Origin of the sequence: Bacillus sp. SH7-1, assembly GCF_008042405.1 — a bacterium.
Classification (GTDB): domain Bacteria; phylum Bacillota; class Bacilli; order Bacillales; family Bacillaceae_G; genus Bacillus_A; species Bacillus_A thuringiensis_N.
The window spans coordinates 1-23,534 of sequence record NZ_QNUD01000051.1 but is presented as its reverse complement, the minus strand read 5'-3'; the positions used below and the strand labels follow the sequence as shown (position 1 = coordinate 23,534).

Below are 23,534 nucleotides of genomic sequence, written 5' to 3'. Positions count from 1 at the left end.
TATGTACAAGCATACATTATGTTTTATTAAACGAAATGAAGAAATACTGATGCTAAATAGGGAATATGACCCTGTAAAAGGACTATGGAATGGGGTAGGAGGAAAAATAGAAAAGGGAGAAACACCTTTAGAGAATGCGATTCGCGAAATAAAAGAAGAGACTAATATAGAAATTAAGCAGGACCAAATCCAATTTAAAGGCATTATTAAATGGGAGGATTCTTCATATTCTGGCGGTATGTATGTTTATCTAGTAGAGCTACTTGACAAATTTACATATCATACTTCAAAAAAAGTTACTGAAGGAATTCTAGATTGGAAAGAGATTTCTTGGATTCTTAGTGATTATAATTACGGTGTAGGAGAGATGATACCTAAATTTTTAGTTGAAGTGCTCCACAATGAATTAATATTAGAGCACAATTTTGTTTTATCTAATCATAAATTAATAGATTATAGGAATAAAGAATTAGCTAAGCAGGACAGCTCTATAGATAATATAATTCAATTATAAAAAGTAAGAATTGTAATCTATCATACACAGCAAAATAATTATCAGCTAAATATAAAAGCCATAGATTATTCGATGAGTAGCTAAGGAGAAAATTTATATGAGGATGAATGTGATGAAGAAAATAATTATTTTACTCATAGGTATCGTTCTAATTACTATTGCTTTTTATCAATACAACAAAAAAGATGGTTTAGCTAAAAATGATAAGGTGTATGTAGAAGACTTTAAAGTTAAAAATGATTCAAACAAAATACAATCTGCTATTAATAAAGCAGAGTCAGGTAAAATTAAAACTGTATTGCTTGATGATAAAAAATATAAAATCACGTCACCGATCGTTATTAAAAAAGGTGTAAAATTATTATTTGGTTATGGAACACAATTAGTCGTTGAGGGGAACTTTAGGGTTCTTGAACTAGAAAAGAATGCTTCTATAGAAGGAGCATATATAGCTATCGATGATCCCAAGTTCAATTCAGAAGTAATCTATTTGGATGGAAAAAATAAGTACTATAACACTTGGCACAAAACACAAATAAAAGATATAAATATTATCAATTGGACAGAAACGAATAAAGGTACCGGCATTTCTTTGTATTCTGGTGGGAAGGAAAATGAAATTTCATATATTAATTTTGAAAATATAAAAGTTGTAGGGATGGAAACGGGGTTAAAATTAGTAGCAAAGAAACCACAATCTGGACATGCATGGATAAATGCCAACCGTTTTATGAACTTCTCTCTTGAAGATTGTGTAAATATGATTTATTTGGATGGTAATGTAACAATACCAAATGAAATTAGCGGGAACCAATTTACAAACCTTCAAATACAGCCTTCAAATAAAACGAAAAGTATTGTAAGGGTAAGCGGACAGCATAATGAGATTCATGGAATGGTGTGGGATTTGAATAAAATAAAACATGAAAACGAACTTATTGAACTAACTGATAAAAGCATGAATACAATTATTGAAATGTCCAGTATACCAGCAAATAGAGTTTTAGATAGCGGAAAAGCAAATATAGTGAAATAAACATTAAAACAAAAAAAGAGCGAATTCCATATAAGAGAGTTCGCTCTTTTTATATTTATAATTATATTTTTCTCCACCAAGCTGATGAAGGATAGTCTTTAGATTTTAACGTAATAGATTCACCAATTTGAGGCGTTGTAACTTTAACTCCTAAACGGTTCGCTTCTTTCGTAACACGTTCTATCGGGTCACTCCATTCGTGTAATGCTAATGTAAAAGCACCCCAATGAATCGGAAGAAGTAATTCTCCTTTTACATCAATATGAGCTTGTACCGTTTCTTCAGGCAACATATGAATCGCAGACCACCTTGGATCATATTGTCCACATTCCATTAACGTAAGATCAAATGGACCGTATTTATCACCAATTTCCTTAAAGTGAGGGGCATAACCGCTATCACCACTAAAGAAAACTTTAGTTTCTTGACCAAGAATAAGCCATGAACACCATAACGAACAATCTCTATCTGTCATACTTCGTCCAGAGAAATGTCTTGCAGGAGCACAAACTAACTTAATATTATCAAACGTAATTTCATCCCACCAATTATGTTCACTAATTTTATTAGGTGAAACATCCCATTTAATAAGATATTGTGCAACTCCAGTCGGAACATAGAAATGCTTTGCACGATCTTTTAATTGCATAATACTTTTATAATTTAAATGATCATAGTGATTATGAGAAATGATAATCGCATCAATTTCTTGAAGATCTTCACGTTCTAAAGAAAACGTACCACTATAACGTTTACTATTAAAGACTGGGAATGGGGAAGAGGCATCTCCAAACATAGGATCTAATAACAGTTTTTTACCTTCTATTTTTAAAAGAGACGCAGAATGACCAAACCACGTAACGCTCTCTAAAGATCCATTATCTTTATTCGATAAAACAATAGGTAAATTTTTCACAGGACGCAACTTAGTTTTCATTTTAAAGTAATCAGTCGTTAAACCTATAATATCTTTCGGTTTAAAACTTACATCAGTGTGAATTTGATTAATATATTTCTTTTTCATTCGTTCTCCTTTTTACGTTTAACAATATACGTATGTTGTAATTGTAGCTATTTGTAGTGTAAACTATATCATTTTATCTTTCATCTTAAATGAAGTACATTTCATAAATTCGTCAAATTCATTATTCGTATATATAAAATACAAACCATGCAGCAGATAAAATCAATATTAAGTAAATGTAAATTGTTTTAATTGAGTAAATTCCTTCTTAAAAGCAACAAAGAACATACGTTTCGTTATATGTTATAGAAGAAGATAGGCCTCTAATTATTAAAAGGAAGGAGAGGACGTAAGTGCAAATAGAGAGAAAAAAGAAAGTAAAATGTAAACTATCAAAATCTGAAATCATTCATTTGTATACTGAAGGGAAGAGCACCTCAGAAATCGCTATGCTTGCTAATGTGTCTGCAAGGTATATTCATATGGTTCTATCAGACAGCAACGCTCCAAGGCGCGCTATAGGGAGTTGGAAGAGAAAGTATGACATAACAGAAATTTTTTTTAAACGTGGTCAAATAATATGGCTTATATTTTAGGGTTTATAGCAGCAGATGGTGTCATACAAAAAGAAAATCAATGCGTCAGTATATCACAGAAAGAAAGTTACATTTTAGAAGACATAAAAAAAGAACTAAAAACAAACCAGCCACTATACCAAAACAAAAAAACGGGCGTATATATGCTAAATATTAATAGCAAAACAATAAAAGACGATCTTATGAACATACACGGAATTATGCCATGTAAATCATTTAATATCGAACTTCCTTATGTACCAAAAGAATATTTACATCATTTTGTTCGTGGGTATTTTGATGGGGATGGTTACGTCAATTACGAAACTTATACAGTTAGTTTTGTAGGTGGATCCTATAATTTTATGAATTCTTTAAATCAAATACTACAAAATCACAATTTACCAACTGATTTACTAAATCAAAATAAACATTACCGCGTCATTTTAACAGGGAGAAAATCAATACAACTATTTTCAACTTGGATTTATAAAGACAAAGATATTTATTTGCATAGAAAATATGAAGTATTTCAGAAAGAAAGTCTAAGTATAGATCAATTACAAGATCGGAAACTAAAAAGAACTCAAGCCGCTGTTAAGCAGAGGAAACAAAATTTTCTTAACGAATATATGAAAAATAAATGTATCGGTACAGCTTGTTCTAATTTAGAAATAGGCGAATCAACTTTTAAACGTTGGTTAAAAAATGATAATCAATTTACAAAAGACTATGAAAGAATTCATTCATTATAAAAATGTAAGAAACCTTAGTATATCTATGCTAAGGTTTTTAATTTGGGATTATTAGAGGACACTCATTTTCGTTTATAGAACTTAATAAATACATAGATTTTACAATGAATTTATTAGTAAGGGAGGGAATATGAAATGCTCACTAATAATAGTCCGGAGAATATACTACATACAGCTTATGAAGCAAAAATGATTTCGTCTGGAGATAATTCGCCATCTATAAAAATAAAGGGAACGAAGCTTCAATATTTACTTGTAATGCTTCATCTTGGTTTTGAGTCAAATATTATGAAAATGGTGCTAGGTTGGATGAATGAGGAATTTGAAGAGCACATTAATTCATTAGAAGTAGAGGGGTTATTGAAACAAACAGGAGGGAGGTACTATCCAACATGTATGGTTATAACAGCTTGTGAAGGGAAAAAACTTTATAATCTTTGTGAACCTCTAATTAAACAAACACTTAAGATCATTGAAAACCATTCAAATCAAATTGAATTTATTTCAAAAAGAATCGACACGTTTAATCATTTATCTAAAGAATCGTATAGTCTTTTACTGTATAGTGGTGTGTTATTAGATTTTGGACAAATAAATTACATTGAAGAAAACTATTTAAAAAAGAAACGACCTTTAAGAAATAAGAAACGATATTATTATGCTATTCAAGAACAAGAACTAACAGATATAGAGGCTTTCGGGATGTATGGGAATACGTATTTAGATTTAGGAGAAGTTCAAATTAGTCTTTATGGAAATTCTCGATATTCAACATTAAATTTAATAACAGCAGATAACGAAACATTTGAAGAATGTTTTCAAAACAATGATACTGATATTAATTATAAGAAAAAGCAATTAGTAAAAGGTTTCGTAGCAGCAGATAGACAAATAGATTTAAATTTAAATGTAGTTTATGAAAAATTAGGCTTATATCAAAATTCACAACCTATTATCCCGGTGTTTAAAACAACAGACTTATCTACGCTTAACGAAATTGCAAACACAATCAGTGAAGATTTAGTCTTATTGTTTAAAGAAAACGATAAACCTTTAAAACAATACTTTGCCAGTAGCAGATACTCAAAAGAAATAACTTATGAAGAATTCTTTATCTGGTGGTATCACTTTTTCTATACAAAAGTAACTGAAGAATTAATAAAACAAGGTGTAATTATAACAAGCACACAAAAAAATCAAACGTACATAATCCATTAATAACTTTAAATTAAAGTGCTAATATACTTTTACAAATGTAGCAGCTGAATGGAGAAATAATTATTAGTAAATAAGAGATAATCTGAAATTAAAATCTAATATAAAGAAAACAAGATATTCAAAGGAGAGAAGAATCTTGCAAAAGAAATTTATCAATCCAGAAACGATGCCACCAACTTTTGGATACTCACATGTAGTCGAAGTTAGTAACGCTAAACGAACAATTTACATATCTGGACAAGTAGCAATTAACACTTATGGTCAAATAGTTGGCATTGGTGATTTAGCTACACAAACGCGACAAGTATTCGAAAACATTAAAAGTGCATTAGATACTTTGGAATTACAATTTAATGATGTAGTAAAATTAACATTTTTCTTAACAGATATTTCTCAAATGGCCAATGTTAGAGATATACGAGATCAATACATTGATACTAAAAATCCACCAGCAAGTTCAGCTGTAGAAGTTAGAAAGTTAATTAACGATAACTTTTTAATTGAAATCGAAGCAATTGCTGTAGCAAACTAATTTTAAAAACTTATTATGAATCATATCCATGCAATTCGTTTAATGTGTTCATTTAAAACGAATTGCATTTTTTATTGTCTTAAATATAATTTATATCTGGAGACATTATCATCAACAACTCATAAAACAACAACAAATAAGCACACAATCGATTACACAGAATGAATCCGATGAAAAGGGAAGCGTAACAATATACAATAACATATAATAAGTTTATTACTTTTATCCAGTTAACATAATATATATTATAGGTAGTTATAGAAACAAAGCAATATCAGGTATCAAAATCCAAGTAAACTATACTTAATGAGACGAAACGGAGATTTTTAGTGAGATTCACATAAAATCTTATTTAAATGCATTTATACAGTTTTTTATCGTTTTTTTAGTTATTAATCCATCACAGCAAATCTTAATCAATAAATGATTAAGATTTAACGAATCAAAATCATTTTTGATCGGCAAGAAATTTTTACACGAAAAAATTATTTCTATACAAAATATAAATTACTAATTTTATTTTATGTTTAACTTAATGAATTTATTGCTATTTACACACGTTTTATAAATTTATATTATTTGTTGCTATTCCTTTTATTTACGCTTGACTTTTATTATTCCTATTGTTCTACACTCTAGTTAACATAACGTTTATTTTTAATATAAAAAAATCTCCCTCACCTTCAGGAAGATTTTTAGCTTGCAAGTATTTTCATTTATATATTTTTAGTAGCAATCCCAATTGTAAATAACATTGGAAAAATCTAGATTTAACAAATCGCCTTTTTTTATAAAGAAATTAGCAACACCAGAATCTCCCCACATAATATTTAATGAGTCGTCAGTATCGATTTGCAGCAATAAAATGTCATGTTGCTGGTATTTTTCTTCCCATTCTCTTGGATCTGTCTGTGTGAAAAATGGATAACCACCAATTTTATGTCCTTGATCTTCACATAAATCATCGTACAGTTCGCCTAATTCTGTATTATTTTCTTCATCAACGATTTTTTCCCAATCAATATCTTCACTAAAAATCTTTTCAAATCGATAATCTCGTGATGTTATTGGTTGATAACCTAATTCAAACTTTAGTTTCGCTGCTTCAGGTATGATAAATTCCTCTAATTCTAAAGTGTTTAAATAACTAAAATCAGTAATAACCTTATTTAAATCTTCTATAATTGTAGAATGATAAATAATTCGAAAGTCTTTTTGGATTGTTGGAAGATCAAAATCTGCTCCATAAAGCTCATCATCAGCACTTACGAAAAACTGTAACATTCCCTTTTGTGGCATATATTCAACATGCGGCATTTCTGCAAAGTTTAGTTGCGCAAGTAACAGCATAGGTTGCCCATTTGAATCTGTAGGATGCTCTTGATCTATAGGTAAATACGGATAACCACCAAACTTACTTTCAAAAAGAGTTGTCTCAGCTAATGTTCCAGACACTTTAACATACGGTTTTACACTTTCTTCTAAAATACTACGATACTGCTCTAGTTCTTTCGGAATTTGAAGTTGATACGTATTCTTCATCACAATTGCCTCCCTTTCATAATAAATTGAAAATGCCTTACTTAATTATATAGCAAGAGATAGCTTCGTTAAAAATTGTTAAAAATCCGTTTTCACCCTCGTTTTTTGCGCACTTGGTGGACAAAGTAGATTATGTTCTAAAACCTTTTTATTAATAGTTCGAATTAAATCCGCTGCTTCTGCAGTATTTGTATGTTCTTTTAGTTTCTCTTTTAAATTATCAATTTCCTTTGAAAGCTCAATCCACCTTGGTAACACATGATTATTCTTTAACGTTCTATACAATTGCTTTTCAGGATTGTACGAAAGATTTTTATCAAGATTAAGAGGTTTCCCTTTACCAGGTAAATTATCGAATGACCCTTTCTTTTCTGCCTCTTTAACAATAGAACTAATATGATCCTCATACGTATAGGAACAAACTTTCTCATCTTTTACTAAAATCTCTTGCTTTTTTATTTTTTTATCTAGTTCTTCTTGATTCCTAGATTCTCTCTCCTTTTTATTTTTTAGTGTCGTTTTTGTAAATTCCAATGCCCTTAATCCATCGAATAGCTTTTCTCGCCACCATACGCTATCGTGTCCGCCTTGAAACTCTTCATAAGTGGTTTGGTGTTTCTTCTTTTCTAAAGCTTTATATAGACGTCTATTAGCCGTTAAAAGAGGTTCGTTTTCAAGTTCACCTACTGCTATGTGAAAATAGAGATGAGTCGCATTAGAATCTATTGATGAAATTTGCTTTTCGATCCAAGGAATTGTATTTTCATAATCATTCTTTTTCCAATGTACGGATCCAGACATTGACAACACATTCCCGAAAATATGTGGATTTTGAAGTGCTGCATAAAAAGCTGCTAAGCCACCAAGACTGAAACCAGCAATTGTTGTATGATTCTTTTCTTGATAAACGTGATACTTAGCTTGAATCCACGGAAGTAATTCCTTCGTTAAAAATGCATTCATTTTATCGTTATAAGTTAGCTCTTCTAATCGATCGACAGGATCTATAGCAACAGCAATACAAGATGGGATTTCTTTTTCGTAAATTAAATAATTAAGTGTTTTTGTGATTGAAAGGTCATTAATGAATGAATTCCCATCAAATGCAATGAGAAGTTCTTGAAGATGTGAAGTGTGAGAATAATCATGAGGCGTATAAATATGAATTTTGCGTGTGTTATTTAAAATCGAACTATAAAAAGAATATGTTTCAATCTTTCCGGATGGATAATCATTTGAAGGAAAACGACTGCTATACTGCACGTCCATACCTATTTTTAACACAGACGCTTTATTGGCACCTTCTCCAAATACATTTTCATTAAATTGGTCTAGTTGGTACTGTTCACTACGCTTTATCCAATCATTTTCAAAAAAATCATTTACTGTAAAATAATAAGTTGAAATAAAACTCTTATTCGTCCTAAACGTAACATACCAAATATCTGTCTGTGACAATCGTTGTAATTGATTTACAGACAGATCCCAACCAGGAAAACTACCGAATACATAAACGTTTTCAGTATTTTGATCGCCTAACCATATATACGTTATAAGCAAATACTGATTATCTACAGGATATTGTTCTATTAGTGGCGTAGTATTTAACTTTATCTCATGCAAAAAAGTATACAAAGCTTTCTCGTTTCCATGTTTCAATTGATTCATAAGCTCCTCTAATTTAGGACTAACTATTGAAGTCACCCCTTTTCCTCCTTTATAGTTCTGTCTTTTCGTTAGAATACCTATATAAAAATTGCATTAGGATGTTATGTATCTAGTTGAGTTATTTATTAGAAAGTTTATCAATTGCTTGAATAGAAAGTTCCAACGCTTTTATTCTTCTTGTTAAAAGTGTTCTTTGAGGACTACCGGCTTTAGACTTATCGTAGGCTCTCTCAATTGATGGAAGCAAACCAGCAAGGATGTTACGAGATTCTGCTAACTCTTCTTGGTTATACTTATGACTTTCTTGATTCCAAACGTTTTCTAGCACTGCTAACCCTACACAAACAGCGTTAAGTCGTTTTTTCACTAATGTAGTATTTGTACCTTTTTGAGTCATCTGAGATAGTGCATTTTCAAGTTTACGGATTGTTGACTGTAAAGATTTAATTGATTCTACTTTATCTACATTTGATACGTTTTCCATATTAAACCTGTCCCTTCTTCGTTTCTAAATTAGTTTTCTTGATATTTGATAATACCATTTAGAAGCGAATTTTACTCGAAATATTTGAGTTGGACATGAATTGAAAGGAAAACGGCTAACAAACTTCTGTCTCCTCCCTCACACATTCTCTATATGTACTTCTTTTTTCTCGTTAAAATACCTACATGGACAAGTTGTTAATATTGTATATTTTATGAACAAAAAACGTACAAGTAGCATAACTTGTACGTTTTTAAACAGTAAGGTAATAAAGTAATAGCTTTCGGGTCTTTTCATAATTCATGAAATCTCTATACAAAATGGGATACGTAACAATTTCTGTTTCTAGAAAACGATATTGCGGAAACCACTCGAAAAACGATATCCTTAGCCACTTTATTTGACTAAACACAATCTCCTGTTCATTATTATTAAGCACGTAACTTAAAGTACCTGCTGTATGCATCCAATAATAATTTAAATCAGCGCTTATACAATCATCTTCTGTAAACATATTATTAAAATCTTTTCGTATTTTTCGAATGTCACAATTCGGAAACGGTTTATACAGCAGACTAGGCATTTTCTGCAATTCATTAAAAATAACCCTTTTTCCTAACTTCAACTTTCCACCCCTTTATTTCTCTATCCAACTTAATAATTTTTCATAATGATATTGAGCATCTGTATAGCCAAGATTATATAAATTAACGAGCTTTTCTTTACTTCTTTCTATTCCGCTTATTGGAAGCTGTACGCTAGGCTGAATAATATAAAAGTTGTCTTTTTGTTTTATTTGATGCATATAAGATATCGTCTCATTATAAAAACGATAATGTTCTACTAAAGATTCTGCGATATTCGGATATTTCCTATATAAAATTTTAGCTAGTCCAGAAAATTTATTTCGCTGCTTCTCATATCCTTCTGGTTTTGTCATAATTACAACGTTCTTTTCATAACCATCAGTTTGAGCTTTTAAAACCGGTATAGGATCTATAATTCCTCCATCTAGCAATTTTCGATTATCATATTCTACAGCAGGTGCTATAAAAGGCACTGAGCTAGATGCACGAATGATTTTTAAAATATCATTTCCATGTTCTGCTTTATTATAATAAATAGCTTGTCCTGATTCGCAGTCAGTCGTTCCTATAACAAACTGTTCATCTGAGTTTAAGAAAGTTTGAAAATCAAATGGTACAATTTTATTAGGTACTTCATCAAACAAAAAATCCATTCCGAATAATTCACGTTTTCGAATCAAATTTCGATAAGATATATAACGATGATCTGCTACTAGCTCTGTATTTACTTTTTTATTTCTCCCTTTTTGACGTGATAAATAAGTGGCTCCCATACAAGCTCCAGCGGATACGCCAACTACATAAGGGAAGAATAAGTTCTTTTCCATAAAATATTCGAGTACGCCTGCAGTATATAAACCTTTCATTCCTCCGCCTTCTAATACTAAACCGATATTTTTCATGCTATATCCCTCTGCTTCTTTTTTCTTACTTACATATTAGCATAAGATATTAAGATGAGGTTATATAAATGAATTGCAATAATAACCAGAAACTACTAAAGTAATATCATAATTTCTTAGTAAATAGCATGGTACAATATAAGTAACACATTCCACAAATAATGGAGGAGGAATTTCCTATGGGTTTATTTAGCGGTATTTTAGGAAATGCATCAAATACGAGTACAGAAAGTGTAGAACGTGATTTAGAGAAGATTATGTTAGAAGGTGAGAAAGTTGAACATGCTTATAAATTAATTCGTGATTTAATCGTATTTACAAATCGTCGTCTTATTTTAGTAGATAAACAAGGGATATCAGGTAAAAAAACAGAGTATCATTCTATCCCTTATAAAAGCATTACACAATTTAGCATTGAAACAGCTGGGCATTTTGATTTAGATGCTGAGCTTAAAATTTGGGTATCTAGTTTGAGTACGCCAATTACGAAGGAATTTAAAGGTGACGATAGTGTTTTAAGCATTCAAAAAGCGTTAGTAACCTATACGACAAAATAACGTCTTTTCGTATGTTTATTCACTTTCTAAATTACTAACCCGAGTATTTTGGAAGAATATGCATTAAATTTGTATATTTAATCTTAAATAACATAAAAAGGTAAAGCGTATTTCAAATGCTTTACCTTTCTTTTTTGTAATAAATAAGTGTAGTTTTATCATTTAATTTCTTTATTACTTCCGTTCTTTTATATCCCATCTTTTCGTATAGAAAACAATTTCTTTCTTCTTCTAAAATCGTAGTAAGTTCAAAACTTCGTGCTTCTGGAAACATCTCTTCGATTAAAATAAGTACCTTCTGAGCGATTCCTTTCCCTTGATAGTTTGGATGAATGAACATTGGACTAATCCAAAATTTAAATGGTATTTCTTTTTGAGATATACATATCGCTCCAACAAGGCTCGAATCTATTATCATCTTATAATAGTTACTGCTAAGATTATTTATCCTTAAAATAGTTTTTTCAATGGATTCATTTGCTGGATTTGTTTCATAGTCTTTATATTTATTTAATAAAGGGCTAAATGAGTCTATTTGCATTTGAAATAAAACTGCTGCATCATTTTCTGTTGCCTTCTCTAAAGTAATATCCATGTTACCAATTTAGTCGATTTCTTAATGAAGTTATATGAGCTGTATGATGACGTCCGTGCCATGCATATAGTCCTATTGCAGCAGCAAGTTTTGTTTCACCAGTCTCTGGATGGTTAAATGTCTTTTCCAGATCTTCAAGTTCTAAAGAATATAAAAGGTTAACCCATCTTTTATGTAATGAATCTAACATTACTAGTGAAACATCTACTGGTAATTTAGAATCAGGTAATTCTGCCCACTTCTCTTCTTTATAAGGTTTAATCGTTGGATTTTTTTCTGTTAGTGCTAATTTAAAGCGTATATAGCTATTCATATGGCTATCCACAACGTGATGGACTACTTGACGAACTGTCCATCCGCCAACGCGGTACGGTGTGTCTAACTGTTTCTGATCTAAATCTTTGATTGCCTTCGTTAGTTCATTAGGTAAATTTTCAATTTCTTGAATCCATGTATCAATCATTTCTTCAGTTATAGGACGTTTGTATGTAAATTGCCCAATTGGATAACGTAAATCATTCATGAATAAGTCCCCCTTATTATAAACGCGAAGTATTTCTCCAAATATAATGTACAAAATTCACATGTTCTCCATTTAATTCTACAGATGTTGTATCTGCTTCGTTATGATAAGAAGAAAACCCGCTTTTTTCTAATACAATTTGTGATGCGAGATTATTAGAAGTTGTTTTAGCATGAATCTCATTAATTTCCTTATTTTTCGCTACGTCTAAAATTAATTTTACAGCTGCAGTTGCAACTCCTTTTTTAGTAAACTTTTCTCCAACTCGATATCCTAGCGAACTGCTTCGAGTTTCCGAATCTATATCTACTAAATTTATTCGTCCTACAATTTCATTTTCTTCGTTACAAATTAAATAAAAATAAGATTCTCCATCCGCCTGTTCTATTAATAAATCGTCTAGTAGTTTTTGAAAATATTCAAAATCAAAATATTGCGAGCCACGATTTGGTACCATTGTTTCGAAAAAAGATTTATTCGTAAGTTCAAACGTAAATAAATCTTTAGCATCGTGTTTCTTTAATTGTTCTATGTATATTTTCATCGCATTTACTCCTTCTATATCTACTAACTGTTATATATTCTTTTTTAATCAACTATTTTCCTGCTATTTCTTTCGTTTCAGTAACACAGCAAGTAGCACTTTCGGATGAAAAAGATGAAATGGACTACGAATTAAATTCATCACTTTTACTAATCGAATATAAACATCAGAATCAGTTGCAGATAGTTGATATATTTGTTTCGTATACCATAGCTGAAATTTTTGTTTTATCGTTAATTCTCTTTTTAGCTGTGGATGACGTGATATTTCCGTTGTTGTCATTTCCCAAGGAGTTTGTATGATATGAGCGGTCTCTTTATAAAACTGCTGTGTAAATGCATGATCGAGCTTTTGTCTCCTTTGTAAAAGTAACTGCAATTGGTGAGCTTCCATAGCTGCAACTGAAACACCTTGCCCGAAAACAGGATCAAAACGACAATGTGCATCTCCAACGACCAATAATCCTTCTGGCATATTTGTAGTGAGATCAAATCTCCGACGTACTTGATAAGGAATTTTATACGTTTTGATCTCTGAAATTGCCTCCGCTTTATTTAGGAAATCCGTAACATTAGAAATTGATAGATTTTCAGCAAACTTATAAAATTCCTCATCTGTTTGTGGTGCTTTCTCATTTGCATATCCGCTGAAAGTAACAAAATAACGATTATCTTCAATCGTTTGAATAAGAACACCATACGGATTGTCAGGAAAACTTGGAGACATTAGCATATTACAACAGTCTAATTTCTCATTTTCTTTAAGCTTAAACATTCTAGTTGCGTAAAATAAATCAATACGTACTTTCTCTTCTTGCACTTCGATATTGTATTCACGTAACCACGATATGCTTTTTGAACTAAATCCACTTGCATCAACAACAATATCTGCTTGTATTTCTTCTTGTGTGCCTGTCTCTAAACATTTAGCTTTTACTCCACATACTTTGTTAATCTTTTCATCTACTAATAATCCTTCAACCAGTGTTCCAAATTTGCTGGTGATATTTGGAATTTGATGTATTCGTTTTTGAATATGCCATTCAAGCAAAAACCTACTTTGTTGAATCATATGTACTTCTCCTATGAATTGCTGTTTCCATAAACCAAATTGATGCCATTTTAAATCACGAGTAAAGTTATTTACGATACTACCTGCTTCTATTAATTCATTCGTAATAGTAGGAAACAATTTTTCAATTGCGTTTTCTCCACCTTTTAATAACACATGAGGATGATTACTTTGTGGAACTCTTTTTCTCGAAGACTTTCCATCCCATCTTTCACCAGCTTCTATAATGATTACTTCTTTAAAAGAAGTTGATAGAGCTTTTGCTGCGAGCTTTCCTGCCATACTTCCGCCAATAACGATAGCCTTATTAAACATGTTTTCCCCCTTAATAAAAAGAGATCCTGCTTTGTATGAATGAAACAGGATCTTAAACTAATTAACTTCTTTATCATTATACTTAAAATACATCAGTAAATTGCAACGTTAAAATTAAAATACCTAATCCCCATACGTAATACGCGAATACTTTTAAGGAGTGACGTTTTAAATATTGAATCATCCATGAAACGGCTATGTAACCAAAAAACGCAGCTGATAACGTTCCAACAATTAAAGATGTACTAGAAATAGATTCTGCTTTCCCTTGAAAAACATCTACAAATTGCAAAATGATTGCTCCGACAATGGCTGGAGTTGATAATAAAAAAGAAAAGTAAGCCGCAGTTTCGCGGTCTAACTTCCTCCATAATGCAGCGACGATTGTCATACCAGAACGAGAAATTGCCGGAAAAATAGCAGCCGCTTGAAATGAACCGATGATAAATGCGTCTTTATATGTAATGTCGTCCATTTTTTTACGACCATTCTTTTGTTTATCCGCCATGTAGAGAAAGAATCCAGTCACTAAAAACTCCCAACCAATCGTAATACCTGTTTTTGAAATATCCTCAAAAAAGTCTTTAAATAACAATCCGATTACAACTGCGGGTATCGTTCCGACAATAAGTAGTAGCATTAGTTTTGATAATGGATTTTTGATTAAATATATAAATTCTTTTTTGTAATAAATAAACAACGCAAGTAAAGTGCCAATATGCAGCATCGTATCTAAAAACAATCCTGCTTCATCTAATTGAAACAAATGTCTTCCTAAATAAAGATGTCCTGTACTACTTATCGGTAAAAACTCTGTTAAACCTTGTATAATCCCTAATATAAAAGCTTCTAACCAATTCATGATGGTCCCCTTTCTTGTTTGCTTGTACCAATATATGAAGGGTAAATTTTCGATATGAAAAAAACTATATTTCTCTATGAATTTACTTTTATTTTATGGATATATATGTAAAAGGAGGTGCGAAGGATTACTATGTGGCAACATACGAAATTAGGCAATATATTACTGTGGATAGGACCTATTCTTGTGTTCGTTGGGTTATGTATGACAAATGTTATTTCTGATATTCCTTTCTTTGAGGGAAAACATAAAACGATTGGAATTGTACTTATATGTATAGGTGTATGCTGCTTTATTGTTGCAAATCATTTGAAAAAAGGAGAAAAATATGAGGACTAATTTTAAATAAAAAACAATCCCAGTATGTGTGCTAGGATTGTTTTTTTATTACTTATTTATAGAATACTTTATCAACGTTATATTTTGCTTTGTATTCATTAATGATATATGTTTCGTAAATTTCTCTTTCTGTTGGATCTTCTACGATACATGCATCAATGCGGTATACTTCATCACGGTGATTTTTAATTGGTGAAACATTGTCTTCAAAATGCTTCTTAATACGTTGTCTAATTTTACGAGCCTTACCTACGAAAAGAAGTTCGTCATTAATATTGTAAAACATAAAAATGCCGCCTTTATCTCTAGGGAACAAGTGGAAATCGATAAAACCATTAATTGGAGTGATTATTGGCTCGTCTCCTTTAATAACTTGTTTACGTTCAGTAATTGAAACATCAGCTTCAGGAATATTAATTTTAATCAAGTTCATTCACGTCCTCTTTTATTATAAAGATAAATAATAGCATACATATGTAAGAAAAGCTACGCTAAGAGGCATATTTCATTTTATAATTCAAATATTATAGGTGTATCATGTAAACTCTTCTTCCAAATCATATGATCACTTGATTCTCCCCAGTAATCCTTTAGTACATAACTAGGCTCTCCAAACTTCTTCGTCCATATACTTTGCGCTTTTTTGTAGCCACTATCTAAACAGAATTCTGTTATTCCTCTGCTAAGTAACGTAAGAAACATTGTGTTTAGTAGCAAACTTCCGATACCCTTTTTTTGATACTCTGGCAGTATAAAAACAGTTCCTATTTCATACAAATCCTTAAGTACATCGCCTGTACAACTATTAATCAACGTACTTGCTGGACCAACTTCAATTGTTCCAATGATTTTATCGTTATTTGTATCAATTGCTAATAAAAAGTAACGTTTTTCTCCATTACTATCAAAATCTGTTTTCAAATATTGCTTTTTCATGTTAATTTCATTTTCTATGTCATCCAATAGTTGTGATAATCCTTCGTCTTTATATGTATTCGTAATAACTATACGGAAAAATAAGTGTAGTTCCTCTAAATCATCCGAATTTGGTCTCCTAATTGCAACGTTATACATGTTTTAAGTCTCCATTCTATACAAGTGTTAAAACCATACTCTATATACTCTATTCAACAATTTTCTACAAAGCCCTGCATAGATCCAGCAGTATAGAAAGCTCAGTATAAATATTGATAAAATAATTTTTATATCCATAGTTGTATGAATAGTAGGACCAAGTACTGGAAAGCGGAAAATATCTAGAACAATCGTAATTCCTATAAGTAGACAAATCGCAGAAAAAGAAATTACCCAAATTCTCCTCTTGAATTGTATAAAGGAAAGTCCTAAGGCTATACCTAATAAACCTGTAGTAAATGGGAAAACAATTAGTTCACTTGGCTCAATAATAAATAATAGGAGAATAGTAAGAATGTAAGAAAGTACTCCCTCGCGAATAGAGTAGCAAATAGCCAAAAAAATTGGTAATGTCGCAAATGGGCTAATGAATAACCCTATACCAGGAATTAAGTTCCCCGCTGCTTGAAACATGGTCGCCAAAGCACTCATTAAAGCTGTTATGACTAGCTTATTTGCTAGGGACAATTTTCTTTTATGAACAAAGTTCGCATCATTCTCTATCATAAGTTGACACCAATAATGTACAAACCGATTCATCAAAATACCCCCTAAAGATACCTAATTCATCACTTTCTATATTATTCATACACTAGTGGTTTATGAGCTGCTTTCTACTTGTTATGAGTTACTAGACAATAAAAGGCTTTTAGGGGGAGGAGAAATTGTACGTTTTGAAACAAAATGAAATCCTTGTATTATTAAACTGCGAGTGTATATCGTATTAAGGAATAATTTCAAATATGGTACCTTTGTTAAAATCAGTTACTTTCATAGAACCGTAAACTCCTAAATATAACCTAGTTTGATCCAAATTTGTTCCTAAACTCATATAATAAGCTGCTTGCGTACCAAAATCATAATTGGTTTCAATAACATGAAAGTCAGTATGTTTACCGTCTGTACCGGCTCTAGTATATGCTAAAACCCCTTTAATTGATGGCCGAGACTCTTCTTTCCTAGCAAGGTCAGTAAATACAACACTACCATTTAAATTGGGGATTGCAGTTCCCATATATGGCTGAACGCCTGTTAGTGAAGTTCCACCAAACTTATCTGGTCTGGGGTCTTTATGAAAATAACTAATTAGTGGCTGAATACGCTTTGCAGATAATTCTATTGTTTCATTATAATAAGCCATTGCCCTCTCATCCAAAGTAGGATTCTCAGAACAGTGCCTTATAAAAGAAGTAGGTAATTCTCCTTCCCATCCCCGCCAACCAAAATTAATAAATCCAACTTGATTGGGAGTGAATCTCGTTACATGCATTTGAACAATTTCGGTAACCGGTATTGGTTTATATTGAACAAATGAAAAAATAGACTCTACAATATCTTGCCCAACATTACCGGCGTATTTGATATATTGATTATAAAATCTTTGGAATGAAATACCGGTTATATTACGAACACCTTTCGCAATTAATGTAAGTGTTTCTTGTATAGATAGAGGAAGTTCATTAAAGCGTGTAACGACTGGAGGATTATTTATGAATGTATTTTTACTTACATCGATTTCAATAATTTTACCTGCTATTTCTAAATCATCTTGGCTTAAATTGAACGGATCATAACCCGAGCCACCATCTCCATTTGTAAAAACAAGTTTCCTCGTCTCTGGAGAAAAGTTTAAAGTATTTACTCCATTATGATTAAAAAATGGGCGTTTTATATTAAGTAATGTTCTGCGTTTTTGAGGGTGACCGTTTGATTGTAAAATCCATTCTTCAATTGTATCGATATGATCATATTGCGTATCTCTATTTAGCCATTTTAAGTTTAACGTTTTCGGGTCACAAGGATTCGGTTTAAATTGTTCAGAAAGTGCACCTGGTCCTTGGGTTCCAGCGACTGAATAATGAAGATAAAATAAACCGTTTTGATAAAATTGTGGATGAAATGCTAGTCCAAGCAATCCACGTTCATCATAACCACTACTGGACACGCCTTCTTCAGATGTACCTAATGTAATTATTAGATGACGAATATTTAAAAATGTTTTTATGACTCCGTCTCCTATGTAGAAAATCTCCCCTAATTGAGTTGCAATAAATAGTCTTTCAGCCGAGTCACCTGGAAGAATAGCTGTTTTTATTACAGTGGGTAAATTTATGTGATGAACAATGGGTCGTAAACGAACCTTCACTTTTGTCAATTAACTTTACACTCCTCTATATTCTTTTTAATAGAAGAATATGATTAGAGTGATCTTATTAGTATTAAATAAGTTGCATTCCTTTTTTATTACAATTTTGTATATAATATCATTATAAATAAACTAAGGAGCTACTTATGACAATTTTACTACAAATCATCTTACCACTTATATTTGCACTATATTTATTTATCATCTATCGTAATACGACTATTGGAAAAGCCGCTTTTCTTTTAGCAGTCATTATTGGGATTTTTGGTTTAGAGAACATTTTTCAACATGCTAATCTAACAAATCATGCTATTTATCCATATTGGGGCAGTTTGAAGGCTGTTGTTATCGTTTTATCAGTCATATTTCTATTTAAAAAAGGTAGTTTAACAGGAGGATATTGATTTGTAATGCTGTACATTTTTTCTTATTAGACTGCTTTTATTTTATAAAAAAAGAAATGTTTATGTAAAAACACGAAGTGATGTGTTACATATGTCTATAAATATTATTTCTATAGTTTCTATAATAATATGGATTGTGTTGATTACAGAACTTATAAACCCTTCAAAAGAACAGAATGGACGAAAAATAGTAATGTTATTAACTGCTGGTTCCGCATCAACACTTATTTTAACGGTTTCATTTATTCAAAATATCTCGTTTTGGAATTGATAGTGATATAACTAACAAAAATATGTATACATAAAAAAGATTAGGACCGTACATATTAGACATATCTAAAATGTACGGTCCTTTTGTTTGCTAGTGGTTCACTTATAAGTATGTGATTCTTTTACAATTCGAATTTCTTTTTAAGTTTCTTATATTTTCTATACGAATGTCTAACAATGTTTAACATAAAATACGGTATTTTAACATCGAAAGGCAATTTATAAATGAAAGGCAAATAAAATGTAAAATATGCCTTTTCTAGGTCTCTCCACTTACTATCTTCTTTTGCTTTTAAGAAATCAGATACATCGACTACATAACCTCTTCCTTTTTCCATCATCACATTTTTCCCGTGAACATCACAAGGAGTTAATCCTTGTTTTCTTGCATACTCTAAAGCTTTATTGATATCAAGGATCACCTGTTTAGGAATTTTAATCCCCTTATGAATAGCATCGTATAAGGTAATTTCTTTTAAACGCTTCAATACTATGAAATTTTCTCCTTTATATATAAGCTTTGAATAAGAAGGATGATTTCCGATTCTGCGGTATACTTCTGACTCTTTTTCAATTCCTTCCCCTTCTCGCGCATAAACTTTCACGACCCAATCTTTGTATTCTTTGTGCATGAATACTGCAGCATAATTACCTTTCCCTAAACACTTCCAAAGTCTAGGAATATCTTTAACTACTACAGGCTCGAATTCATCCTCACTTCTTATGCTTACCTCTTTTAATAATTCGTCCTTTATTAATTCCACAAAACTATTTATACTCATCATTTCCACTCCGGTTTTGCTAAAAGGGGGCCCACCCACATTTTAACGAAAATATACACTAAGCGAATTTTAGCATAAAACGAGTCATCTTTCTTCTTAAAAATAAAAAGAGGACTTGTTCTATTTGAACTGTTGAATACTTAATATGTATTCCGCTATTCATAGTCAAAAACCGTACAACATAAAAATATTTCTAACTATTTTCATTTTTTTAGAGGCGACTGTATAAAGCCTTTCTTAGTGCAAGTGCTCTTAGTTCATTGGCCATGCCAAATCCATATTTGATTTTAAAAAACGACACTAAGAAAAAAACCTTGTTACAAATGTAGTGTAGCAAGGTTTTTTTAAATTATTGAATTCTTATTCCACTACTATCTTTGTTAGCTAACACTTTTATTGTTTTAATAGTCTTTTGTTTAATTCCCACAATGCTGTTTTGTTGCTATCCCATTTCAAAAGCGTTACTGCTTCCTCAAAGCATAACCATTTATAATTTAAGTGTTCTTTAGATAATGAGATGTTTTTTGTAGGGACTTTAACTCCAAAAGAAAATTCTTTTATTACATAAACCTTATCTCCTCAAAGGAATTCTCCAACCACATCCTCTACTGGTAGTGAAGACACAGAATCTAATTGTATATATGAACATTCACTTGTAATACCAGCCTCTTCAAACGCTTCCCGTTTTGCTGATTCAATAGGAAGCTCACCGTCTTCTCCACCATCAGCTATCCCTTGCCAATAACCATAATCACTTCGGTTGAAAATCGCATATTGAATAGAATCGTCAGTTTTTATATAAGGAAATATCAATACTTGATATGGTGCTCTCATTGCTTAACCTTCTCTCGAAAATAAACTTTAAATAAATAAAAATAAAGAGCCGACATCACAATTCTACATTAATAATGCAGGTTTATGGTGGTGGCCCTCTATTTTTAAAGAATTTTGTTTTTCATAAACAGGCTTACTCTTGACGAAGGAAAAAATGCTTATTCCCTGTCGAATTCGCTTAGCATGTTTTTTTCTAAATGTTAGCAGTACCCCATATTATTCAATTGCCCCAGCAACGTCATAATCATTTAAATCTAATTCAATTAGTTGTCCCAGAGCTAATTTAGCAAGTTCAGACCCTAAATATGGACCTGCAGTTAAACCTGAAGCACCTAATCCGTTCGCAACGAGAATACCTTCAAAATTAGGGAGCGGACCAATAACAGGTAAGAATCCAGGCGTAAATGGTCTGAATCCAACTCTCGTTTCAAGCATTGTAGCATTTTCTAATCCAGGTGCAACTGTTAATGCTTTATGGAAAACTTCATTTAAACCACCAGCCGTTACACGGTGATCGAAACCAGTATCATTTTCATGTGTTGCACCAATTACGACATGGCCATTATCAAATGTTAAAATGTATTGATCATTTGGCGGCATAACAACTGGCATATTTTCTGTTGCTGTATTTTCCATTTGCAGGTGAACAATTTGTCCTTTTTGGAACGTAACTAAGAAATTAATTCCTAAAGGGTTTAAGATTTCGTTTGCCCATGCACCTGCAGTTACAATAACCTTTTCTGTTAAAATTGTTTCATCGTTTACTTTAACTCCAGTAATATGGTTACCTTCACGGACTAATACTGCATCGCCTTTTATAAAAGTTGCACCATGTTTTTTCGCAGCGCTTATTAATGCGTTGCGTAATAATCTTCCATTTACTCGTGCAGCACCACTAATATGAACAGAACTATATTCTTCTGATAATGCCGGGAATAATTTTTTCGTTTCTTCAGCTGATAAACGCGTAATTTCACCAATCTCTGGTGCATCTTCACGGCGTTTATAAGCTCGCTCTTCCATTTGATCTAGTTTTTTCTCATCAGTATGTAAACTAATTGCACCTACACGGTTGTAACCTGTATCCGTTTCACCGTCTTCTTCTAATTGCTGAATTAACGAAGAATAGTAACGTGCACCGCCTTTAACAATTTTATACCATGCTTTATTACGACGTTGCGAAAGCCATGGACAGACAATACCTGCTGCTGCATCCGTTGCTTGACCTACTTGTTGACGATCCACTATAGTAACGTTCGCGCCAGCCTTAGCAAGATGATAAGCAGTAGACGCTCCTAAAATTCCAGCTCCAACTACAATATACGATTTCATTTCAAACACCTTTTCTCTTTTACTAATTATATAAATATAAGAACATTTCTTAGTATAATGGAAGGAATACTTTTTTCAATGTACTCATCGCAATTAATTGTTGCATCATTGTGACTTTCCTAATCTTATTTCTTCTTTTTGCGAAATAAATCAATTGTTTTATAGCCTTGTGATACAACCTCAATCATCTTTTCAAAACGTTTTTCACGTGTTTTTTCTTGTTTTACAGAAAACAGATTACGTGCCCAATCTTTTTTGTATCCAGGTGTTAAACTTTGATAAAACTTAAGTTCAGTTGGGTGATTAGCTAATAAAGCTTCAACATCTTGAATTCGATCTGCATAATCAGCTACACATTGGCTCATTGCAGGCGTTTTCGTCGCTTTTTTCTTTTCACGTTTTAAACCTACAACAGTAAAGACTTCATCCATACTTACCATTCGTGCAAATTTAATATCGCTTTCTCCCACATAACCATCTTCTCCAACGTTTAATGCCGGAAACATCTCATCACGGTGAATAAAAGTACTATAACGAGCATTACCTTTTTTCGGATATGCGAAGAACACGTAACCTTTTTCAATTAGTAATTCTTCATTACTAATAATAAAATTCGTTTGTTTCACCATTTCATCAAGTGTTTCTACAAAAATAAAAATGGCATCGTGTTCTTTTGAAAATACAGTTTCTTTCCCTGTAAAAACTTCGTAATCACTTGGTTCATTAATAACAACCATATTCGTATACTTATTAAGTTTCAATTTATCGATAATTGACATAAAAATCTTCCTTTACATTCAAAATTCATTGTTTATACTTTTTCATACTGTTCTAGTGTATTATATCTATTAAGAAAATCAAACTTTAATAGTTGTTTTAAATTTAAATTAATAAAATAGCCGGTTCGTTTTATCATAACTCAATAGCAAATAAAGTATATAAAAGCTCTCTATATTGATCTTCTGTAATTTCACGTTTCGTTTTTTCGCCATGAACTATTTCAGTGAAACTAGTATTCGTTAAAGAGACATGGCCAGATTCCGTCAATT

Annotated in this window: 25 protein-coding genes and 4 pseudogenes; 9 read left to right on the top strand and 20 right to left on the bottom strand. The window is 31.5% G+C overall.

From position 1 onward, the window contains the following. The first annotated feature begins 1 nt into the window (after window position 1). The gene (locus DN390_RS28235) at window positions 2-514 is read left to right on the top strand and encodes an NUDIX hydrolase (protein WP_147809099.1); all 513 of its coding nucleotides are present in this window, start codon (window positions 2-4) and stop codon (window positions 512-514) included. A 97-nt stretch (window positions 515-611) separates the two neighbouring features. Further along, on the top strand, window positions 612-1,550 hold the full coding sequence (locus DN390_RS28230) for a hypothetical protein (RefSeq protein WP_147809098.1): 939 nt from the start codon (window positions 612-614) through the stop codon (window positions 1,548-1,550). A gap of 61 nt (window positions 1,551-1,611) precedes the next feature. Here the strand turns inward: DN390_RS28230 and DN390_RS28225 are convergent, their stop codons facing one another. Then, window positions 1,612-2,574, bottom strand: coding sequence for an MBL fold metallo-hydrolase (locus DN390_RS28225; RefSeq protein WP_147809097.1), 963 nt, complete (start codon window positions 2,572-2,574; stop codon window positions 1,612-1,614). 293 nt (window positions 2,575-2,867) lie between these two features. Between DN390_RS28225 and DN390_RS28220 the strand changes: the two are divergent. From DN390_RS28220 to DN390_RS28210, 3 genes and pseudogenes are all read left to right on the top strand, one after another. Then, a pseudogene (locus tag DN390_RS28220) lies at window positions 2,868-3,844 on the top strand (LAGLIDADG family homing endonuclease). A 135-nt stretch (window positions 3,845-3,979) separates the two neighbouring features. Then, window positions 3,980-5,062: a hypothetical protein gene (locus DN390_RS28215; RefSeq protein WP_147809096.1), complete on the top strand. Its 1,083-nt coding sequence runs from the start codon at window positions 3,980-3,982 to the stop codon at window positions 5,060-5,062. A 136-nt stretch (window positions 5,063-5,198) separates the two neighbouring features. Beyond that, window positions 5,199-5,594 carry a RidA family protein gene (locus DN390_RS28210; protein WP_147809095.1) on the top strand — a complete coding sequence of 132 codons (396 nt, stop codon included), beginning with the start codon at window positions 5,199-5,201 and terminating at the stop codon, window positions 5,592-5,594. A 726-nt stretch (window positions 5,595-6,320) separates the two neighbouring features. Here DN390_RS28210 and DN390_RS28205 read toward each other — a convergent pair. The 5 genes from DN390_RS28205 to DN390_RS28185 all read right to left on the bottom strand — a co-directional run bounded on the left by DN390_RS28205 (window position 6,321) and on the right by DN390_RS28185 (window position 10,777). Continuing rightward, on the bottom strand, window positions 6,321-7,136 hold the full coding sequence (locus DN390_RS28205; protein ID WP_147809094.1) for a YwqG family protein: 816 nt from the start codon (window positions 7,134-7,136) through the stop codon (window positions 6,321-6,323). Window positions 7,137-7,214: 78 nt separating this feature from the next. Further along, window positions 7,215-8,840, bottom strand: a complete 1,626-nt coding sequence (locus tag DN390_RS28200; RefSeq protein ID WP_147809093.1) for a DnaJ family domain-containing protein — start codon at window positions 8,838-8,840, stop codon at window positions 7,215-7,217. Window positions 8,841-8,922: 82 nt separating this feature from the next. Continuing rightward, window positions 8,923-9,288, bottom strand: a complete 366-nt coding sequence (locus tag DN390_RS28195; RefSeq protein ID WP_147809092.1) for a hypothetical protein — start codon at window positions 9,286-9,288, stop codon at window positions 8,923-8,925. 253 nt (window positions 9,289-9,541) lie between these two features. After that, a complete protein-coding gene (locus tag DN390_RS28190; protein WP_147809091.1) occupies window positions 9,542-9,913 on the bottom strand; it encodes a YxiJ-like family protein in 372 nt (123 codons plus the stop codon). A gap of 12 nt (window positions 9,914-9,925) precedes the next feature. Further along, window positions 9,926-10,777, bottom strand: coding sequence for a patatin-like phospholipase family protein (locus DN390_RS28185; protein WP_147809090.1), 852 nt, complete (start codon window positions 10,775-10,777; stop codon window positions 9,926-9,928). A gap of 179 nt (window positions 10,778-10,956) precedes the next feature. On the opposite strand from DN390_RS28185, the gene DN390_RS28180 reads away from it, so the two are divergent. Next, complete coding sequence (locus DN390_RS28180) at window positions 10,957-11,334, top strand: PH domain-containing protein (protein ID WP_147809089.1); 378 nt, start codon at window positions 10,957-10,959, stop codon at window positions 11,332-11,334. 121 nt (window positions 11,335-11,455) lie between these two features. Here the strand turns inward: DN390_RS28180 and DN390_RS28175 are convergent. The 5 genes and pseudogenes from DN390_RS28175 to DN390_RS28155 form a co-directional block, all read right to left on the bottom strand. Then, window positions 11,456-11,929, bottom strand: a pseudogene (locus DN390_RS28175) (GNAT family N-acetyltransferase); the annotation flags it as partial. Between the two features lies 1 nt (window position 11,930). Further along, on the bottom strand, window positions 11,931-12,452 hold the full coding sequence (locus tag DN390_RS28170) for a YfiT family bacillithiol transferase (RefSeq protein WP_060631066.1): 522 nt from the start codon (window positions 12,450-12,452) through the stop codon (window positions 11,931-11,933). A gap of 16 nt (window positions 12,453-12,468) precedes the next feature. Continuing rightward, complete coding sequence (locus DN390_RS28165; protein WP_060631067.1) at window positions 12,469-12,996, bottom strand: GNAT family N-acetyltransferase; 528 nt, start codon at window positions 12,994-12,996, stop codon at window positions 12,469-12,471. Between the two features lie 63 nt (window positions 12,997-13,059). Beyond that, window positions 13,060-14,382: an NAD(P)-binding protein gene (locus DN390_RS28160; RefSeq protein WP_147809087.1), complete on the bottom strand. Its 1,323-nt coding sequence runs from the start codon at window positions 14,380-14,382 to the stop codon at window positions 13,060-13,062. An 82-nt stretch (window positions 14,383-14,464) separates the two neighbouring features. Beyond that, the gene (locus tag DN390_RS28155) at window positions 14,465-15,244 is read right to left on the bottom strand and encodes an undecaprenyl-diphosphate phosphatase (RefSeq protein ID WP_147809086.1); all 780 of its coding nucleotides are present in this window, start codon (window positions 15,242-15,244) and stop codon (window positions 14,465-14,467) included. 132 nt (window positions 15,245-15,376) lie between these two features. Here DN390_RS28155 and DN390_RS28150 point away from each other — a divergent pair, with 132 nt between their 5' ends. Continuing rightward, window positions 15,377-15,583, top strand: coding sequence for a hypothetical protein (locus DN390_RS28150; protein WP_060631070.1), 207 nt, complete (start codon window positions 15,377-15,379; stop codon window positions 15,581-15,583). Between the two features lie 52 nt (window positions 15,584-15,635). Here the strand turns inward: DN390_RS28150 and DN390_RS28145 are convergent, their stop codons facing one another. From DN390_RS28145 to DN390_RS28130, 4 genes are all read right to left on the bottom strand, one after another. Further along, window positions 15,636-16,016, bottom strand: coding sequence for a nucleotide excision repair endonuclease (locus tag DN390_RS28145; protein ID WP_001048941.1), 381 nt, complete (start codon window positions 16,014-16,016; stop codon window positions 15,636-15,638). 77 nt (window positions 16,017-16,093) lie between these two features. Further along, the gene (locus DN390_RS28140; protein ID WP_060631071.1) at window positions 16,094-16,657 is read right to left on the bottom strand and encodes a GNAT family N-acetyltransferase; all 564 of its coding nucleotides are present in this window, start codon (window positions 16,655-16,657) and stop codon (window positions 16,094-16,096) included. Window positions 16,658-16,684: 27 nt separating this feature from the next. Next, entirely contained in the window at window positions 16,685-17,257 is a 573-nt protein-coding gene (locus DN390_RS28135; protein ID WP_147809085.1) for a YybS family protein, read from the bottom strand. A 184-nt stretch (window positions 17,258-17,441) separates the two neighbouring features. After that, window positions 17,442-18,872 (bottom strand): PQQ-dependent sugar dehydrogenase, encoded by a 1,431-nt coding sequence (locus DN390_RS28130; RefSeq protein WP_147809084.1) that lies wholly within the window; start codon window positions 18,870-18,872, stop codon window positions 17,442-17,444. Window positions 18,873-19,009: 137 nt separating this feature from the next. Between DN390_RS28130 and DN390_RS28125 the strand changes: the two genes are divergently transcribed. Further along, window positions 19,010-19,267 carry a hypothetical protein gene (locus DN390_RS28125; RefSeq protein ID WP_147809083.1) on the top strand — a complete coding sequence of 86 codons (258 nt, stop codon included), beginning with the start codon at window positions 19,010-19,012 and terminating at the stop codon, window positions 19,265-19,267. 91 nt (window positions 19,268-19,358) lie between these two features. After that, complete coding sequence (locus tag DN390_RS28120) at window positions 19,359-19,538, top strand: hypothetical protein (RefSeq protein ID WP_147809082.1); 180 nt, start codon at window positions 19,359-19,361, stop codon at window positions 19,536-19,538. A gap of 121 nt (window positions 19,539-19,659) precedes the next feature. Here DN390_RS28120 and DN390_RS28115 read toward each other — a convergent pair whose 3' ends face one another. The 5 genes and pseudogenes from DN390_RS28115 to DN390_RS28095 form a co-directional block, all read right to left on the bottom strand. Next, window positions 19,660-20,319: a protein kinase family protein gene (locus DN390_RS28115; RefSeq protein WP_098952545.1), complete on the bottom strand. Its 660-nt coding sequence runs from the start codon at window positions 20,317-20,319 to the stop codon at window positions 19,660-19,662. Window positions 20,320-20,712: 393 nt separating this feature from the next. Then, a pseudogene (locus DN390_RS28110) lies at window positions 20,713-21,153 on the bottom strand (NUDIX hydrolase). Window positions 21,154-21,369: 216 nt separating this feature from the next. Next, complete coding sequence (locus DN390_RS28105) at window positions 21,370-22,485, bottom strand: NAD(P)/FAD-dependent oxidoreductase (RefSeq protein ID WP_097952495.1); 1,116 nt, start codon at window positions 22,483-22,485, stop codon at window positions 21,370-21,372. A gap of 125 nt (window positions 22,486-22,610) precedes the next feature. After that, window positions 22,611-23,264 (bottom strand): YdeI/OmpD-associated family protein, encoded by a 654-nt coding sequence (locus DN390_RS28100; RefSeq protein ID WP_147809081.1) that lies wholly within the window; start codon window positions 23,262-23,264, stop codon window positions 22,611-22,613. Between the two features lie 133 nt (window positions 23,265-23,397). Beyond that, a pseudogene (locus tag DN390_RS28095) lies at window positions 23,398-23,534 on the bottom strand (arylamine N-acetyltransferase family protein); the annotation flags it as partial.